Below are 15241 nucleotides of genomic sequence, written 5' to 3'. Positions count from 1 at the left end.
GCCGGCGGGACCGCTGCCGCCTACGGGTATCCCGGGTGCCCGGCGCCGGAAGCCCTTCGGGGGGCTACCGCGCCGGCGACAGCCGGTAGCCCACGCCGCGGACGGTCTGCAGCCAGCGCGGCTGCACGGGGTCCTCGCCGAGTTTCCTCCGCAGGTTGCCGATATGCACCTCGACGGCGCGTTCGTCGGATTCGCTGATGTAGGCGTCAGCCCGGTAGTAATCGCCCCGGACCACGCGCACCAGCTCGGTCTTGGACCGCACGGCGCCGGCGCCCTTCAGGAGCGCCTGCAGGAGATCGAACTCGCTGCGGGTCAGGCTGACCGCGACGCCGTCGACACTCACGGAACGGGTCTCGGGGTTCAGGTCCAGGCCGTTGTGGTGCAGCACCGGACTCTGGGACGCTGCCGGGGCGGCGGCCGCCCCGGGATCCGTCGCGGATCCTTCCACGGCGCCGAGGTCCTGCCGGGGCCGGCGCATCATGGCGCCTACACGGGCGCGCAGCTCCCGGGGCCGGAAAGGCTTCGCCAGGAAATCATCAGCCCCGGTATGAAACGCCGTCAGCGTGTCCAGTTCGTCGGTTCGCGCCGTCAGCATGACCACGTACGCATCACTGAACTGCCGGATCCGGCGCAGCACCTCGAACCCGTCGATGTCGGGAAGCCCGACATCCAGGGTGACCACGCTTGCCTCCCGCGCCCTGACGACGTCGACCCCTTCACGTCCGCCGGCCGCCGAGTGCACTTCGAACCCTGCCTGGCTCAATACGGCTTCGACAAGGTTCCGAACATCTTCGTCGTCTTCTACAACGACGGCGACTCCCAGGTCGGTCATGGCCCCCCTCATGTGTCACGCTACGCTGCCGTGCGCGGATGCGGCGGCAGCAATGATCTCGCCGGCCCCCACCGGCAATGTCAGAATACCCACCCTACGGGGCAAATTCGCGGCGGCCCGGTAACAGAAATGGCAAAACTTCGATTTATGTCAAATTTGCGTGACACAAGGTGTAAAACTGGAGCAACGGGAAGGGGGCACGGCGTCTTTGCTTAGACAGCGGCTGATCCGCAGTGTGGATCGACACGGCAAGGCTCTGGGGCCGCGCGGGCGGGTCCTCGTGTGCCAGTTGCCGCTGGCCGTGATGTTGGCCGGAATCGTCATGGCTGCCCCGGCCGCCTGGCCCGGCCTTCCGGACAGCCTCCTGTGCCGGTACGCCTTTGCCCTGCAGGCCGTCCTCCTTGTGGCCTGCGCCCTGGTCCCCTGGCAGCGTTTTGGGCCGTTGGCGCCGCTTGTCATCCCGGTCCTGGACCTGGTTGCGATTGGGCTGCTCCGGGACGGCACCACCGCCGGGCTGCCGGACCCCGGTGTGCTCTCCGTCCTGCCTGTGGTGTGGATTTCGGCGTCCAGGCTCTCCGCCCCCGCGAGCCTTTCGCTGAGCTTTTCGGTGCCCCTCCTGGCCGCCCTGCCCTGGCTCCTGGCGGACCGATCGGCACCGCTTGCGGCCCGCACGGCCGAAGCCCTGCTGGTGCCCCTGATGATGCTCGCGGTCTCCCTGGCCATGCGTTTCGCGCGGGCGCGCCTGCGGCGCGAACAGCGGCGGATCAAGTCCAAGGAAGCCGAGCTGGAGATCCTGCTCGCGGACAGCCGGGAGCGCGAACGGCTCCTGAACACGATTCTTGACACCGTCGACGTCGGGATCGTGGCAGTGGACGCCAGCGGCCGCCGGCTGCTAACAAACACCTGGCTGGCCGAACTGGAGGATTCCGCGGCCGCGGCGCCCCGTTCTACGGCCGACCCGGCGAGGGAAGTGCTGCCGGAGGAAGAGGGCCGGCTCGTGCTGACCGGGCAGGACCGAAGCACCCCCCTGCCGCTGGAGCGCCGTCCCATCCGGCGGGCGCTGGCGGGCGAGTCCTTTGCCGACTACCTTGTCTGCTTCGGTGAAGCGGCGGCCAGCCGCGTGGTCTCTACCGGGGCCCGGCCCCTGAAGAACGATGCCGGCGACTTCCGCGGCGCCGTGGTGGTCTTCAACGAGGTCACCGGCCTGGTGGACGCCCTGGCAGCGAAGGACGAAGTCGTCTCCACCGTCTCCCACGAATTCCGCACGCCATTGACGTCCATCATCGGCAACCTGGACCTGGTGCTCGCCGACACTGAGGGCCTCGACAGTCCGGTGGTCCGCCGCGTCGAAGTGGCGCAGCGGAACGCGGAGCGGCTGCTGGCCCTGGTCTCGGACCTTCTCATGTCCGCCAGCGCCGCGGTCCATGTCCATCCCCGCCGCACCGACCTCGCCGGCCTCGTGGAGGCGAGCCTGGGCTCGGCACAGGCCCACGCCCAGGCGTCCCGCGTCTGCCTCGCCACGGACGTCCAGGGTCCGCTTTGGGCGCACGTCGACCCGCTCCGGATCAGCCAGGCCCTGGACAACCTCGTTTCCAACGCGATCAAGTACTCGCCCGACGGCGGATCGGTGCGGGTCTCCGCCAGCTCCGGCGACGGCCGGGTGCGCCTTCACGTCGAGGACACCGGGATGGGCATGACCGCCGCCGACGCCGGGCGGGTCTTCACCCGTTTCTTCCGCAGCCCGGCCGTCCGGGACGGATCCATTCCGGGCGCCGGCCTGGGGCTGTCCATCACCAAGGCCATCGTGGAAGGGCACGGCGGATCCATCTCGTGCCGCACCAGTCCCGGCCACGGCAGCACCTTCACCCTCGAGCTCCCCGCCTAATTGAGGCTCGCGGTGCCCGGCCGCCTATTGGTGCCCACATGGCTGGAGGCGTCAAGGTTTCCCCGCCTATGGCGGCCGACGCCGGCGTGTTGCGCCGACCCGCCGGCGTAGAGCGGTCTCGCTCCGGCAAAGGTGGGGAAAATCGGTGGCGGAGTTTAGGCCCGCAGTGCCCGCGTCAGTTCGGCGCGGGCCAGCATGCCGCTCTCAGTCGGGTAGGCCACTTCCTCGAGCACCAGCGGGTGCGGGGCTGCGAGCACGGAGCGGGCGTCGCGCTGCCGGGCGAGGAGCCGCTCGTAGAGCCATTCCGGGGCCTCTTCGCCCTCCCCCACGTACAACGCCGAGCCCACCAGGGAGCGGACCATGTTGTGGCAGAACGCGTCGGCCTGAACGGAGGCGACAATAACCCCGTCCGTGCCGCGCGCGAATTCGAAGCGCTGCAGTTCACGGATGGTCGTGGCGCCCTCGCGGGGCTTGCAGTACGAGCGGAAGTCCTGCAGGCCCAACAGCGGCGCGGCGCCCTCGTTGAGGAGCCCGACGTCCAGCGGAACCTTGTGCCACAGGGTCGAGGAGCGTCCCAGTGGGTCCCATAGCGCGGGGCCGTCCGCGATCCGGTAGGAATAACGGCGCCAGAGGGCGGAGAACCGGGCATCGAAGCCCGCGGGTGCCACGCTCACCCGGTGTACCTCGATGGCGCCGCTGAGGTCGCCCAGGCCACGGCTCAAGGCACCGCGGATGCGGCGGAGCAGGGCGACGGCGGGGTCCAGTTCGGCGCCCCGGTTCAGGCCCAGCCATTCCGCCTCGCTGAGGTCCAAGTGGACCACCTGGCCGCGGGCGTGCACCCCGGCATCGGTGCGCCCCGCGACGGTGACCCGGACGGGGCGGCGGATCAGTAGCGCGAGGGCCTCCTCCAGGACACCCTGGACGGTGCGCAGTCCCGGCTGAACGGCCCACCCGCTGAACGGGCCGCCGTCGTACGCCACATCCAGCCGGATACGCAAAAACCCGCCGCCCCCCAAGACGGGGGCAGCGGGTTTGAGCTCGTTCATAGACTTAAGTCTATAAGAAAGATTTAGCGAATTACTTCGCGTCCTTCTCGGACTCAGCGGCTGCTTCCTCAGCGGCCGGAGCCTCTTCGGTAGCAGCTTCGGTCTCAGCGGCCGGAGCCTCTTCGGTCTCAGCAGCCTCTTCGGTCTCGGCAACCGGAGCTGCTTCGGCCTTTTCAGCATCCTTCTTAGCAGCGTCCCGCTGAGCGGCGGAGGTAGCCTCGGCTACAACGGCCTGCTTCGCGGAAACCGGCTCGAGAACCAGTTCGATGACAGCCATGGGAGCGTTGTCGCCCTTGCGGTTGCCGATCTTGGTGATGCGGGTGTAGCCGCCATCGCGGTTCTCCACTGCCTGTGCAATGTCGGTGAACAGCTCGTGGACGACGCCCTTGTTGCTGATCAGGCCGAGTACACGACGGCGGGAAGCGAGGTCGCCACGTTTGGCGAAAGTCACCAGGCGCTCGGCGTACGGCTTCAGGCGCTTGGCCTTGGTCACCGTGGTGGTGATCCGCTTGTGCTCGAAAAGTGCGGCGGACAGGTTCGCGAGCATAAGACGCTCGTGAGCCGCTCCGCCTCCGAGGCGCGGACCCTTAGCGGGGGTAGGCATTATAGTTTCTCCTCATTGGAAGCCGTTGGGCTGCGCACACCAGGGTGCATCCAGCCAGCCGGCCAAGATCTGTTGGTTAGAGCTCGTCGTCGCTGAACGCGGCGTCGTCCTCTTCGATGGCTGCGGCACGTGCTGCGAGATCGAAACCGGGAGGGGAGTCCTTGAGGGACAGACCCAGTTCGACCAGCTTGGCCTTGACCTCATCGATGGACTTCGCGCCGAAGTTGCGGATGTCCATGAGGTCAGCCTCGGAGCGGGCAACGAGTTCACCCACGGTGTGGATGCCCTCACGCTTGAGGCAGTTGTAGGAACGGACCGTCAGGTCCAGATCCTCGATCGGCAGTGCCATGTCGGCTGCCAGGGCAGCGTCCGTCGGCGACGGACCGATCTCGATACCTTCAGCTGCGGTGTTCAGCTCGCGGGCCAGACCGAACAGTTCCACCAGGGTGGTACCTGCCGAAGCGACGGCGTCGCGCGGGGCGATCGCCTGCTTGGTCTCGACGTCAACAATGAGCTTGTCGAAGTCAGTGCGCTGCTCAACACGGGTAGCTTCCACGCGGAAAGTAACCTTCAGGACCGGCGAGTAGATCGAGTCGACCGGGATGCGGCCGATCTCGGAGTCGCCGGACTTGTTCTGAGCTGCCGAAACGTAGCCGCGACCGCGCTCGATGGTCAGTTCGAGTTCGAACTTGCCCTTCGAGTTCAGCGTGGCAATGTGCAGATCCGGGTTGTGGAATTCGACGCCGGCCGGCGGAGCGATGTCCGCGGCGGTGACGACTCCCGGTCCCTGCTTGCGCAGGTAAGCAACAACCGGCTCGTCGTGCTCGGAGGAAACCGACAGGTTCTTGATGTTCAGGATGATCTCGGTGACATCTTCCTTGACACCCGGAACCGTGGTGAACTCGTGCAGCACGCCATCGATCCGGATGCTCGTTACAGAGGCACCGGGGATGGAGGAGAGCAGGGTACGGCGGAGGGAGTTTCCGAGGGTGTAACCAAAGCCCGGCTCCAGCGGTTCGATGATGAACCGTGAGCGGTTTTCGGAGACGACCTCTTCGGAGAGGGTGGGGCGCTGTGCAATGAGCACTTAGGTTTCCTTTCGGCGAGCATCCGCTATATGACGCAACACAGGTGGTGGAAAGATCGGTCTGAAGACTTAACGCGGCCGGGCCTGCCCGGACCGGTGAGGGTCCGGGCAAGCTCCTGGGCGCTGGAAAGCCTTAGACGCGGCGGCGCTTCGGCGGACGGCAGCCGTTGTGGGCGCTGGGGGTGACGTCCTGGATGGAGCCAACCTCGAGGCCAGCGGCCTGCAGCGAGCGGATGGCGGTTTCGCGTCCGGAACCCGGTCCCTTGACGAACACGTCAACCTTGCGCATGCCGTGCTCCTGTGCACGCTTTGCGGCGGCTTCGGCGGCCATCTGGGCAGCGAACGGGGTGGACTTACGCGAGCCCTTGAAGCCAACCTCACCGGACGAAGCCCAGGAGATGACAGCACCGTTCGGGTCCGTGATGGACACGATGGTGTTGTTAAAGGTGCTCTTGATGTGCGCCTGGCCCAGCGCGATATTCTTCTTGTCCTTCTTACGCGGCTTGCGAACCGCGCCACGAGTCTTCGGGGGCATTTTTTCTCCTACAGAAAGTTATTGGGGGAAAGCCTACGCTTGGCCCACACTTGCCGGGTTCCCAGAAATCGCGTCAGCGATCCCAGGGGGCAACTGGGGTTTAGCGGGCCTTCTTCTTGCCTGCGACGGTGCGCTTCGGACCCTTGCGGGTACGCGCGTTCGTCTTCGTACGCTGTCCACGCACTGGCAGGCCCTTGCGGTGGCGAATACCTTCGTAGCTGCCGATTTCAACCTTGCGGCGGATATCAGCGGCCACTTCGCGGCGAAGGTCACCCTCAACCTTGTAGTTGCCTTCAATGTAGTCACGCAGCTCAACCAGCTGTGCGTCGGTCAGGTCCTTGACCCGAACGTCTGCACTGATGCCGGTAGCAGCCAGGGTTTCGTGTGCACGGGTCTTGCCCACGCCGTAGATGTAAGTAAGCGCAATTTCCAACCGCTTTTCGCGGGGAATGTCTACGCCAGCGAGACGAGCCATATTGGCAGTACTCCTTGTATAAACCGGAGGTCGTAGGCAGTACACCCGCACTTACAGTGCGGCCCCAGCCTCCGACCGGGGGTTAGCTGTCCGGGCTCAATACGTCCCAGTTCAGCTTGTGCTGCCTTTATTTACTTGCGTGGGTTAGCAACCCAGGATTTCCTGTGAAGGAAATTAGCCCTGGCGCTGCTTGTGGCGCGGGTTCTCGCAGATCACCATGACCCGGCCATTACGGCGGATCACTTTGCACTTTTCGCAGATCTGCTTGACGCTCGGCTTGACCTTCATGGCGTTCCTTTGCGTGTTGCAGTTGGTCAACTGGACCGGCCCTCGGCTTTCGCCCTGGCCGCCCAGTGTTTACTTGTAGCGGTAGACGATACGACCACGTGTCAGGTCGTAAGGGCTCAGCTCCACCACTACGCGGTCCTCGGGGAGGATCCTGATGTAGTGCTGGCGCATCTTTCCAGAGATGTGTGCCAGAACGATGTGCTTGTTGGTGAGCTCAACGCGAAACATCGCATTGGGCAGCGCCTCGGTCACAACGCCCTCGATCTCAATGACCCCGTCCTTCTTGGCCATACCCTCCGCTAACTGTTGTTGCCGCAGCCTCCCGGTTTGCACCGGTCATGACCGCGGACGTTTTTGATTGATTGGTTGGTGCCACCCGACCCCAAAAGGGCACAACGGGGCAGACAACCAACAGACAACACTACGCCATCGCGGCCCGATTGTTAAATCCGTAGTTAAATCCGCCCATCGTAGCGCACTCAGCGTCCGTACGCACCTAGCGTCCCGGCCGCCGTCGTCACTGCCTCTGCCCGCGAGATCCCGTCGAGGATGGCCAGCCGGACGACGTCGGCGGCCGCGCTCTGCAGGGTAATGAGGCTGATCTGCCGGGCCGCCGGGGTGCTGCGGTCAAGCGCGACGGCGCCCGTCGCCAGCGCGAACACGGTATCGCCGTCGGCGAGGGTGTGGCTTGGATTCAAAGCCCGGGCCAGTCCGGCATGGGCGGCGGAGGCCGTCCGTTTGCAGTCCGCCTTGTCCAGGACAGCGTCAGTGGCAACGACGACGAGCGTGGTGTTGAGCGGCGGGGGCTCCTTCGCATCCGGATCCGTGCCGCCGATGCCGGCTTCCGTCCACTGGCTCGGTGTGCCGAATGGAAGTCCCAGCGCATTGACTACCGCCAAGGCCGCTACAACGACCCCATTGTCTAAAGTGATGGAGGCTGTTCCCACTCCCCCTTTGTACGTGCCCCTGCCGATTGCCGCTCCGGTGCCGGCGCCGACGTTGCCGCGTTCGACGTCGTGCCCTTCCGGCTGCCCGGCGGCGGCGACCGTCGCCGCGTAGCCCATCGCTTCTCCGGGGCGGGCGGAGAAATCGCCTCCGCGGCCCAGGTCGAAGATCGCGGCCGCCGGCACGATCGGAACAAGCCCGCCGGGGACCGGGAAGCCGCGGCCGTTCTCCTCGCACCAGCGCATGGCCCCGCCCGCGGCTGCGAGACCAAAGGCGCTGCCCCCGGTCAGGACCACGGCGTCCACTGTCTGGGACAGCGTGGTGGGATCCAGTGAGTCCGTCTCATGCGTCGCGGGCCCGCCGCCCCGGACGTCGACCGAGCCGACGGTGCCCCGCGGCGGGAGAACCACCGTCACCCCGCTCAGCCAGCCGCCGCCGGACTTCTGGACATGCCCCACCCGGATCCCGGCGACGTCGGTGATGGCTCCCGTTGCTCCCATGGCTCCAGTGTGCGCCCTGGCCGACCTGCGACACGCAAAATCCCTGCCGCCACCGGTATTCCGGTAACGGCAGGGATTTTGCGCGCCGCCAGAAATCTCGCGGGTCGCCGTGTGATTCGGGCCTAGGGAATCGGGACGGGCACGACGCCGAGCGGCGCCAGTTTCGCCGCTCCCCCGTCAGGTGCCGAGAGGACCCAGATCCCCTTCTCGTGCACGGCCACCGAGTGCTCCCACTGGCAGGAGCGCTTGCCATCCGTGGTGACGACGGTCCAGTCGTCGTCGAGGATGGCGGTCTCGATGCTGCCCCGGACCAGCATGGGCTCGATTGCGAGGCACAGCCCCGGGCGGATCTTCGGCCCGCGGTGGCCGGTGCGGTAGTTCAGCACGTCCGGCGCCATGTGCATCTCGGAGCCGATTCCGTGCCCTACATAGTCCTCCAGGATGCCCAGCGGCTTGCCCGGCACGGAGGAGACGTAGTCGTCCACCGCGTTGCCGATATCGCCCACGAATTTTCCGGTGGCCAGGGCTGCGATGCCACGCCACATGGCTTCCTCGGTGACCTCGGAGAGGCGAACGTCTTCGGGATCGGCGGTGCCGACAACCACGGTCCGCGCCGAATCGGAGTGCCAGCCGTCCACGATTGCGCCGCCGTCGATCGAGATGATATCGCCGTCCGCCAGGACCCGGCTGCCCGGGATGCCGTGCACCACCTCTTCGTTCACCGAGGTGCAGATCGTGGCCGGGAACCCGTGGTAGCCGAGGAAGTTGGACTTGGCGCCGGCGTCCTGGAGCACGGCAGCGAAGACCTCGTCCAGCCGGGCCGTGGTGACGCCGGGGGCCGCGGCGGCCACCGCTGCATCCAGTGCCCGGCTCAGGACCAGTCCGGCCTCGTGCATCGTGCGCATCTGGGCGTTGGTCTTGTATTCAATGCGTGCCTGGCCGAATGCCATCGCTACCTCAAATTTTTCTCTCTCACGGTCCGGGCGCGCTGGATCCCGGGCCTCCACCATGGGTCATCAACCCAAGTCTTCAAGCTCTATTCTCCCGTACCGGTTCAACGGTTCGGAACGGGCTGGCTGCGGGGCCATCCAACACCGAAGGGCGCGTCCCGTACCTGATGGTTCGGAACGCGCCCTTCTGGACTGCATCTGCTGCAGTGAACAGCGTGGATCAGCGGGTGGGGATCAGGCGGCCTGGGCCGACTTGATCGCTTCCATGACGCGCTCGGTGACTTCGTCAATGGCGCCGATGCCGTCCACCTGGGTCAGGATGCCACGTTCGGCATACTTGGCCACCACAGGTTCAGTCTGCTCGTGGTACAGGTCAAGCCGGTGACGGATAACGCCTTCGTTGTCGTCGCTGCGTCCAGTTTCCTTGGCACGGCCCAGGAGGCGGGTAACCAGCTCCTCGTCGTCAGCGGTGAGCTGAAGCACGACGTCGAGCTTCTGGTCAGCGCCGGCGAGGATGTCCTCGAGGTAGTCCACCTGCGCGGTGGTGCGCGGGTACCCGTCGAGCAGGAAGCCTGCCTCGACGTCGTCCTCATTGAGGCGGTCGCGCACCATCTTGTTGGTGACGCTGTCCGGGACGAAGTCGCCGGCGTCCATGTACTTCTTGGCTTCGACGCCGAGCGGAGTCTCACCCTTGACGTTGGCGCGGAAGATGTCTCCGGTGGAGATCGCAACGACGCCCAGGCGTTCGGAAATGCGTTCCGCCTGCGTTCCCTTGCCGGACCCGGGAGGTCCGATAATCAACATTCTCGTCATCGCAAAAGCCCTTCGTAGTGACGTTGCTGTAGTTGCGCATCAATCTGCTTCACGGTCTCCAGACCGACGCCCACCATGATCAGGATCGAGGTGCCGCCGAACGGGAAGTTCTGGTTCGCGTTAATCAGGACCAGTGCAACCAGCGGGATCAGTGCCACGAAGCCAAGGTAGAAGGCGCCGGGCAGGGTGATCCGGGATAGGACGTACTGAAGATAGTCCGCGGTCGGCTTGCCGGCGCGGATGCCCGGAATGAAGCCACCGTACTTCTTCATGTTGTCCGAGACCTCTTCAGGGTTGAAAGTAATCGCAACATAGAAGTAGGTGAAAAACACAATCATGGCGAAATACAGTGCCATATAGATCGGGTGGTCGCCCTTGGTGAGGTTGTTGTTGATCCACTCAACCCAGGGCTGTACCGGCTCGCCGGCCTTGGGCTGGTTGAACTGTGAGATCAGCCCCGGCAGGTAGAGCATGGACGAGGCGAAGATGACGGGCACGACGCCGGCCATGTTCACCTTGATGGGGATGTAGGTGCTGGTTCCGCCGACCGTGCGGCGGCCGATCATCCGCTTGGCGTACTGCACCGGGATCCGGCGCTGGGACTGCTCCACGAAGACCACGAGAGCCACGGTGAGCAGGCCGATGATCAGGACCAGGAAGAACGTGCCGGGGCCCTGGGCCTTCCAGATCGCACCGAGCGAGCCGGGGAAGCCTGCGGCGATGGACGTGAAGATCAGCAGGGACATGCCGTTGCCGACGCCCTTTTCCGTCACGAGCTCGCCCATCCACATGATCAGGCCGGTGCCGGCCGTGAGCGTGATGATGATCAGGACCGTGGTGACGATCGAGCTGTCCGGGATGATGGGCAGCTGGCAGTTAGGCAGAAGCTGGCCGGAGCGTGCCAGCGACACCAGTGTCGTGGCATTGAGCAGGCCGAGTGCGATCGTGAGGTAGCGGGTGTACTGGGTCAGTTTCGACTGCCCTGACGCGCCTTCCTCGTACAGCTGCTGGAAGCGGGGAATGACCACCCGGAGCAGCTGGACGATGATGCTGGCGGTGATGTACGGCATGATGCCGAGGGCAAAGATGGACACCTGCAGCAATGCACCGCCGCTGAACAGGTTGACGAGCTGGTAGATCCCGCCCGAGGTCTGACCGTTCTGCAAGCATTGCTGGACATTCTGGTAGCTCACACCAGGCGAGGGGATGAAGGCACCCAAGCGGAAGATTGTGATGATTCCCAGCGTGAACAACAACTTGCGTCGCAGATCAGGCGTGCGAAAGGCCCGGCCAAATGCGCTAAGCAAGCGTCCTCCTGAGTAATAAGTAAAGTCGTGTGAGACAGGTCAAATAAACCCAACAACCGAGTCTAACGGGTGGATGCGCCCCGCGAACAATCGGCGGGGCCCGGAAAATGAAAAAAACTCCCGGCACCGGGGGCCTGAGCCCCTGGTACCGGGAGTTTCAACAACGGGCAACTGCCCCGCCGCCTCGTTAGAGGGCGGTGGTGCTTCCGCCTGCTGCAGCAATCTTGTCAGCAGCGCTGGCCGAGAATGCGTGGACGGTGACGTCAACCTTGACGGTGATGTCGCCGGTGCCCAGCACCTTGACGGGCTGGTTCTTGCGAACGGCACCCTTTTCGACCAGGTTCTCCACGGTGACAGCGCCACCTTCCGGGAACAGCTCGTTGAGCTTGTCCAGGTTTACAACCTGGTACTCAACCCGGAACGGGTTCTTGAAGCCGCGCAGCTTCGGCAGGCGCATGTGCAGCGGCAGCTGGCCGCCGGCAAAGCCAGCCTTGATCTGGTAGCGGGCCTTCGTACCCTTGGTACCGCGACCAGCGGTCTTACCCTTGGAACCTTCACCACGACCAACACGGGTCTTGGCGGTCTTGGCACCCGGGGCGGGACGCAGGTGGTGAACCTTCAGTGCGTTCTGCTTCTCAGCGGCGCCCTGTGCCTTTTCGGCGGTGTTCTTCTCTGCCATTTACTTCGCCTCCTCTACCTTTACCAGGTGCGGAACCGTGTTGAGCATCCCGACGGTTACGGCGTCGGCGGTGCGGACAACGGTGTGTCCAATCCGCTTCAGGCCGAGGGACCGCAGGGTGTCGCGCTGGTTCTGCTTGCCGCCAATGGCGGACTTGATCTGAGTGATCTCCAACTTTGCGTCGGAGACAAGCACGTTCTTAGCCATGACTCAGACACCTGCCTTCTGGTTCAGGAGCGCCTTGACCATTGCCGGCGGGGCGATCTCGTCGAGCGGGAGGCCGCGGCGTGCTGCCACTGCTGCCGGCTCTTCGAGGCGCTTCAGCGCGTCAACGGTCGCGTGAACGATGTTGATGGCGTTGGAAGAACCGAGCGACTTGGAGAGGATGTCGTGGATGCCCACGCACTCCAGTACTGCACGGACCGGGCCACCGGCGATAACACCGGTACCGGCGGAAGCCGGGCGCAGCATGACGACGCCTGCGGCGGCCTCACCCTGAACGCGGTGCGGGATGGTGCTGCCGATGCGGGGAACGCGGAAGAAGGACTTCTTGGCCTCTTCAACGCCCTTCGCGATAGCGGCAGGAACTTCCTTTGCCTTGCCGTAGCCGACGCCAACCATGCCGTTGCCGTCACCGACGACGACGAGGGCGGTGAAGCTGAAGCGACGACCACCCTTGACGACCTTGGAAACGCGGTTGATGGTTACGACGCGCTCTACGAACTGGCTCTTCTCGGCCTCGCGGCCGCCGTCACGGCCACCACGGCCGCCACGGTCGCCACGGCCCTGGCCGCGGTCGCCACGCTCGCCACGACGAGCGCCACCACGGCGGTCGTCAGTGGTAGCAGGCGCAGCGGTCTCAGTTGCCGGAGCAGCTACAGCTTCAGTCACCTGAATGTCCTTTTCGTTATTTTCGGTCACAGTGCCAGCCCACCTTCACGTGCGCCGTCAGCGACGGCGGCGATCCGGCCGTGGTACTTGTTACCACCGCGGTCGAAGACAACTGCTTCGATACCGGCAGCCTTGGCACGCTCGGCGACCAGTTCGCCAACGCGCTTGGCCTTGGCGGTCTTGTCACCGTCGAATGCACGAAGGTCGGCTTCCAGTGTGGAGGCGCTTGCCACGGTCAGGCCCTTGGTGTCATCGACAACCTGGACGAATACGTGACGTGCGGAGCGGTTGACGACCAGACGCGGGCGTACAGCCGTACCGGAGATGCGCTTGCGGATACGAAGCTGGCGGCGGCTGCGCTGGGCAGACTTGCTCTTGTTCGTACGCTTCTTGTTAATTGCGATCGCCATGGTTACTTACCAGCCTTTCCGACCTTGCGGCGGATGACTTCGCCTGCGTAACGGATGCCCTTGCCCTTGTAGGGGTCCGGCTTCCGCAGCTTGCGAATGTTGGCAGCAACCTCGCCGACCTGCTGCTTGGAGATACCTGAAACAGAGAGCTTGGTCGGGGTCTCAACTGCAAAGGTGATGCCGTTCGGTGCCGAGACGTTAACCGGGTGGCTGTAGCCCAGAGCGAACTCAAGGTCAGAACCCTTGGCCTGGACGCGGTAACCGGTACCGACAATCTCAAGCTTCTTCTCGTAGCCTGCGGTGACACCCTGGATCATGTTGGCGATCAGGGTGCGGGTCAGGCCGTGCAGCGAACGTGAGGCGCGCTCGTCGTTCGGGCGGGCGACAGTCAGGGTGCCATCTTCCAGGGAAACCTCGATCGGGCTGGCCACAGTGTGGCTCAGCTCGCCTTTGGAACCCTTGACGCTGACGACAGAGCCGTCAACCTTGACCTCAACGCCGGCAGGAACGGTGATGGGGAGACGTCCAATACGTGACATTATTCTCTTCCTTTCCCGTTACCAGACGTAAGCGAGGACTTCGCCGCCCACGCCCTTCTTGCCGGCCTGCTTGTCAGTCAAGAGGCCGGAAGAGGTGGACAGGATTGCGACACCCAGGCCACCGAGCACGTGCGGCAGGTTGGTGGACTTTGCGTAAACGCGCAGTCCCGGCTTGGAAATACGACGAACGCCAGCGATTGAACGCTCGCGGTTCGGACCGAACTTGAGCTCGAGGGTCAGCTTCTTGCCAACCTCAGCGTCTTCTTCTTTCCAGGAGGCGATGTAACCTTCAGCCTTCAGGATGTCGGCAACGCGTGCCTTGAGCTTGCTGTACGGCATGGTCACGGAATCGTGGTATGCCGAGTTAGCGTTGCGCAGACGCGTAAGCATGTCTGCGACGGGATCTGTCATTGTCATGTGGGCTCTTGCCCTTCCTCATAACGGTTTCCGCCGTGCAGGTTGTCCCGAACAGAGTTCGGAAGGGAGCGCGGGCGGACCTTTTACGTAGCTAGATTAGTCTTCGGTCTTGAACGGGAAGCCAAGCGCCTTCAGCAGCGCGCGGCCTTCGTCGTCGGTCTTGGCAGTGGTCACGACGGTGATGTCCATACCGCGAACGCGGTCAATGGAATCCTGGTCGATCTCGTGGAACATAACCTGCTCGGTCAGACCGAAGGTGTAGTTGCCGTTGCCATCGAACTGCTTGCCGCTGAGGCCACGGAAGTCGCGGATACGCGGCAGGGCCAGCGTGACCAGACGGTCCAGGAATTCCCACATGCGGTCCCCACGCAGGGTTGCGTGTGCACCGATCGGCATGCCTTCGCGCAGCTTGAACTGTGCGATCGACTTGCGGGCCTTGGTTACCTGCGGCTTCTGGCCGGTGATCAGGGTCAGATCGCGGACAGCGCCGTCGATCAGCTTGGAGTCCTTGGCGGCATCTCCAACACCCATGTTCACAACGACCTTCACCAGGCGGGGAACCTGGTTGACGTTCTGGTACTTGAATTCCTCAGTCAGCGTGTTCTTGATGGAATCGGCGTACTTGGTCTTCAGACGAGGAACGATCTTGCTTGCCGGAGTCTCGAGAGTCTCAGTCATTAGATGTCCTTCCCTGAGCTCTTGGCCACGCGGACGCGCACTTCACGCTTCACGCCATCGCGCTCAACGGTCTCGGTGCGGAAACCGACGCGGGTGGGCTTCTTGGTGGACGGGTCAACCAGAGCCACGTTGGAGATGTGGATCGAAGCCTCGACGACCTCGATGCCACCGGTCTTGGTGCCGCGCTGCGACTGACCGACCTTGGTGTGCTTGGTTACGCGGTTAATGCCTTCAACCAACACGCGGTTGGTCTCCGGGTATACGCGCAGAACCTTGCCCTGCTTACCCTTGTCGCCGCCGCGCTCAGCCTTGGCGCCAGTGATGACCTGAACGAGGTCACCCTTTTTGATCTTAGCCATG

Annotated in this window: 21 protein-coding genes; 1 reads left to right on the top strand and 20 read right to left on the bottom strand. The window is 64.4% G+C overall.

All coding sequences use genetic code 11. The features are described from left to right. Positions 1 to 64: 64 nt before the first annotated feature. Complete coding sequence (locus B5X90_RS04050; protein ID WP_079550171.1) at positions 65 to 832, bottom strand: response regulator transcription factor; 768 nt, start codon at positions 830 to 832, stop codon at positions 65 to 67. A 235-nt stretch (positions 833 to 1067) separates the two neighbouring features. Here B5X90_RS04050 and B5X90_RS04045 point away from each other — a divergent pair, with 235 nt between their 5' ends. Next, entirely contained in the window at positions 1068 to 2717 is a 1650-nt protein-coding gene (locus tag B5X90_RS04045) for a sensor histidine kinase (RefSeq protein WP_306292815.1), read from the top strand. A 155-nt stretch (positions 2718 to 2872) separates the two neighbouring features. Here the strand turns inward: B5X90_RS04045 and B5X90_RS04040 are convergent, their stop codons facing one another. The 19 genes from B5X90_RS04040 to rplX form a co-directional block, all read right to left on the bottom strand. Continuing rightward, positions 2873 to 3763, bottom strand: coding sequence for a tRNA pseudouridine synthase A (locus B5X90_RS04040; RefSeq protein ID WP_179129040.1), 891 nt, complete (start codon positions 3761 to 3763; stop codon positions 2873 to 2875). A 31-nt stretch (positions 3764 to 3794) separates the two neighbouring features. After that, positions 3795 to 4367 carry a 50S ribosomal protein L17 gene (gene rplQ / locus B5X90_RS04035; RefSeq protein WP_079550169.1) on the bottom strand — a complete coding sequence of 191 codons (573 nt, stop codon included), beginning with the start codon at positions 4365 to 4367 and terminating at the stop codon, positions 3795 to 3797. Between the two features lie 76 nt (positions 4368 to 4443). Next, entirely contained in the window at positions 4444 to 5454 is a 1011-nt protein-coding gene (locus B5X90_RS04030; RefSeq protein WP_018773683.1) for a DNA-directed RNA polymerase subunit alpha, read from the bottom strand. 133 nt (positions 5455 to 5587) lie between these two features. Next, positions 5588 to 5989 carry a 30S ribosomal protein S11 gene (rpsK, locus tag B5X90_RS04025; RefSeq protein WP_018773682.1) on the bottom strand — a complete coding sequence of 134 codons (402 nt, stop codon included), beginning with the start codon at positions 5987 to 5989 and terminating at the stop codon, positions 5588 to 5590. 100 nt (positions 5990 to 6089) lie between these two features. Next, positions 6090 to 6464, bottom strand: a complete 375-nt coding sequence (rpsM, locus tag B5X90_RS04020; protein WP_028275004.1) for a 30S ribosomal protein S13 — start codon at positions 6462 to 6464, stop codon at positions 6090 to 6092. 174 nt (positions 6465 to 6638) lie between these two features. Then, positions 6639 to 6752 carry a 50S ribosomal protein L36 gene (rpmJ, locus tag B5X90_RS04015; protein ID WP_009358722.1) on the bottom strand — a complete coding sequence of 38 codons (114 nt, stop codon included), beginning with the start codon at positions 6750 to 6752 and terminating at the stop codon, positions 6639 to 6641. 69 nt (positions 6753 to 6821) lie between these two features. Next, entirely contained in the window at positions 6822 to 7043 is a 222-nt protein-coding gene (infA, locus tag B5X90_RS04010) for a translation initiation factor IF-1 (RefSeq protein ID WP_009358723.1), read from the bottom strand. Between the two features lie 188 nt (positions 7044 to 7231). Continuing rightward, positions 7232 to 8197 (bottom strand): P1 family peptidase, encoded by a 966-nt coding sequence (locus B5X90_RS04005; RefSeq protein WP_079550168.1) that lies wholly within the window; start codon positions 8195 to 8197, stop codon positions 7232 to 7234. 122 nt (positions 8198 to 8319) lie between these two features. After that, positions 8320 to 9147 (bottom strand): type I methionyl aminopeptidase, encoded by an 828-nt coding sequence (map, locus tag B5X90_RS04000; RefSeq protein ID WP_028275002.1) that lies wholly within the window; start codon positions 9145 to 9147, stop codon positions 8320 to 8322. Between the two features lie 234 nt (positions 9148 to 9381). After that, the gene (locus B5X90_RS03995) at positions 9382 to 9951 is read right to left on the bottom strand and encodes an adenylate kinase (RefSeq protein WP_173403039.1); all 570 of its coding nucleotides are present in this window, start codon (positions 9949 to 9951) and stop codon (positions 9382 to 9384) included. A gap of 5 nt (positions 9952 to 9956) precedes the next feature. Then, positions 9957 to 11267: a preprotein translocase subunit SecY gene (secY, locus tag B5X90_RS03990; RefSeq protein ID WP_026266474.1), complete on the bottom strand. Its 1311-nt coding sequence runs from the start codon at positions 11265 to 11267 to the stop codon at positions 9957 to 9959. A gap of 187 nt (positions 11268 to 11454) precedes the next feature. Continuing rightward, the gene (gene rplO / locus B5X90_RS03985) at positions 11455 to 11946 is read right to left on the bottom strand and encodes a 50S ribosomal protein L15 (protein ID WP_018773677.1); all 492 of its coding nucleotides are present in this window, start codon (positions 11944 to 11946) and stop codon (positions 11455 to 11457) included. After that, positions 11947 to 12153: a 50S ribosomal protein L30 gene (gene rpmD, locus B5X90_RS03980; protein WP_018773676.1), complete on the bottom strand. Its 207-nt coding sequence runs from the start codon at positions 12151 to 12153 to the stop codon at positions 11947 to 11949. 3 nt (positions 12154 to 12156) lie between these two features. Next, positions 12157 to 12837 (bottom strand): 30S ribosomal protein S5, encoded by a 681-nt coding sequence (rpsE, locus tag B5X90_RS03975; RefSeq protein WP_173403037.1) that lies wholly within the window; start codon positions 12835 to 12837, stop codon positions 12157 to 12159. Between the two features lie 26 nt (positions 12838 to 12863). After that, positions 12864 to 13247 (bottom strand): 50S ribosomal protein L18, encoded by a 384-nt coding sequence (gene rplR / locus B5X90_RS03970; protein ID WP_018773674.1) that lies wholly within the window; start codon positions 13245 to 13247, stop codon positions 12864 to 12866. Positions 13248 to 13249: 2 nt separating this feature from the next. Next, positions 13250 to 13786, bottom strand: a complete 537-nt coding sequence (gene rplF, locus B5X90_RS03965) for a 50S ribosomal protein L6 (RefSeq protein ID WP_011692797.1) — start codon at positions 13784 to 13786, stop codon at positions 13250 to 13252. Between the two features lie 18 nt (positions 13787 to 13804). After that, positions 13805 to 14203, bottom strand: coding sequence for a 30S ribosomal protein S8 (gene rpsH / locus B5X90_RS03960; protein WP_018773673.1), 399 nt, complete (start codon positions 14201 to 14203; stop codon positions 13805 to 13807). 96 nt (positions 14204 to 14299) lie between these two features. Continuing rightward, positions 14300 to 14881 (bottom strand): 50S ribosomal protein L5, encoded by a 582-nt coding sequence (rplE, locus tag B5X90_RS03955; protein WP_018773672.1) that lies wholly within the window; start codon positions 14879 to 14881, stop codon positions 14300 to 14302. Beyond that, positions 14881 to 15240: a 50S ribosomal protein L24 gene (gene rplX / locus B5X90_RS03950; protein WP_018773671.1), complete on the bottom strand. Its 360-nt coding sequence runs from the start codon at positions 15238 to 15240 to the stop codon at positions 14881 to 14883. Before rplX ends, rplE begins: the two co-directional genes overlap by 1 nt. Between the last annotated feature and the right edge of the window lies 1 nt (position 15241).

Source organism: Arthrobacter sp. 49Tsu3.1M3 (assembly GCF_900168135.1).
GTDB lineage: Bacteria > Actinomycetota > Actinomycetes > Actinomycetales > Micrococcaceae > Arthrobacter.
This window is presented reverse-complemented; position numbering and strand designations above follow the sequence as displayed.

What these genes read in the sequence shown, in the direction of transcription:
- B5X90_RS04050 (WP_079550171.1), bottom strand. Translation starts at nt 832, where the DNA reads ATGACCGACCTGGGAGTCGCCGTCGTTGTAGAAGACGACGAAGATGTT.
- B5X90_RS04040 (WP_179129040.1), bottom strand. Translation starts at nt 3,763, where the DNA reads ATGAACGAGCTCAAACCCGCTGCCCCCGTCTTGGGGGGCGGCGGGTTT.
- rplQ (WP_079550169.1), bottom strand. Translation starts at nt 4,367, where the DNA reads ATGCCTACCCCCGCTAAGGGTCCGCGCCTCGGAGGCGGAGCGGCTCAC.
- rpsK (WP_018773682.1), bottom strand. Translation starts at nt 5,989, where the DNA reads ATGCCCCCGAAGACTCGTGGCGCGGTTCGCAAGCCGCGTAAGAAGGAC.
- rpsM (WP_028275004.1), bottom strand. Translation starts at nt 6,464, where the DNA reads ATGGCTCGTCTCGCTGGCGTAGACATTCCCCGCGAAAAGCGGTTGGAA.
- rpmJ (WP_009358722.1), bottom strand. Translation starts at nt 6,752, where the DNA reads ATGAAGGTCAAGCCGAGCGTCAAGCAGATCTGCGAAAAGTGCAAAGTG.
- infA (WP_009358723.1), bottom strand. Translation starts at nt 7,043, where the DNA reads ATGGCCAAGAAGGACGGGGTCATTGAGATCGAGGGCGTTGTGACCGAG.
- B5X90_RS04005 (WP_079550168.1), bottom strand. Translation starts at nt 8,197, where the DNA reads ATGGGAGCAACGGGAGCCATCACCGACGTCGCCGGGATCCGGGTGGGG.
- map (WP_028275002.1), bottom strand. Translation starts at nt 9,147, where the DNA reads ATGGCATTCGGCCAGGCACGCATTGAATACAAGACCAACGCCCAGATG.
- B5X90_RS03995 (WP_173403039.1), bottom strand. Translation starts at nt 9,951, where the DNA reads ATGTTGATTATCGGACCTCCCGGGTCCGGCAAGGGAACGCAGGCGGAA.
- rplO (WP_018773677.1), bottom strand. Translation starts at nt 11,946, where the DNA reads ATGGCAGAGAAGAACACCGCCGAAAAGGCACAGGGCGCCGCTGAGAAG.
- rpmD (WP_018773676.1), bottom strand. Translation starts at nt 12,153, where the DNA reads ATGGCTAAGAACGTGCTTGTCTCCGACGCAAAGTTGGAGATCACTCAG.
- rplR (WP_018773674.1), bottom strand. Translation starts at nt 13,247, where the DNA reads ATGGCGATCGCAATTAACAAGAAGCGTACGAACAAGAGCAAGTCTGCC.
- rplF (WP_011692797.1), bottom strand. Translation starts at nt 13,786, where the DNA reads ATGTCACGTATTGGACGTCTCCCCATCACCGTTCCTGCCGGCGTTGAG.
- rpsH (WP_018773673.1), bottom strand. Translation starts at nt 14,203, where the DNA reads ATGACAATGACAGATCCCGTCGCAGACATGCTTACGCGTCTGCGCAAC.
- rplE (WP_018773672.1), bottom strand. Translation starts at nt 14,881, where the DNA reads ATGACTGAGACTCTCGAGACTCCGGCAAGCAAGATCGTTCCTCGTCTG.
- rplX (WP_018773671.1), bottom strand. Translation starts at nt 15,240, where the DNA reads ATGGCTAAGATCAAAAAGGGTGACCTCGTTCAGGTCATCACTGGCGCC.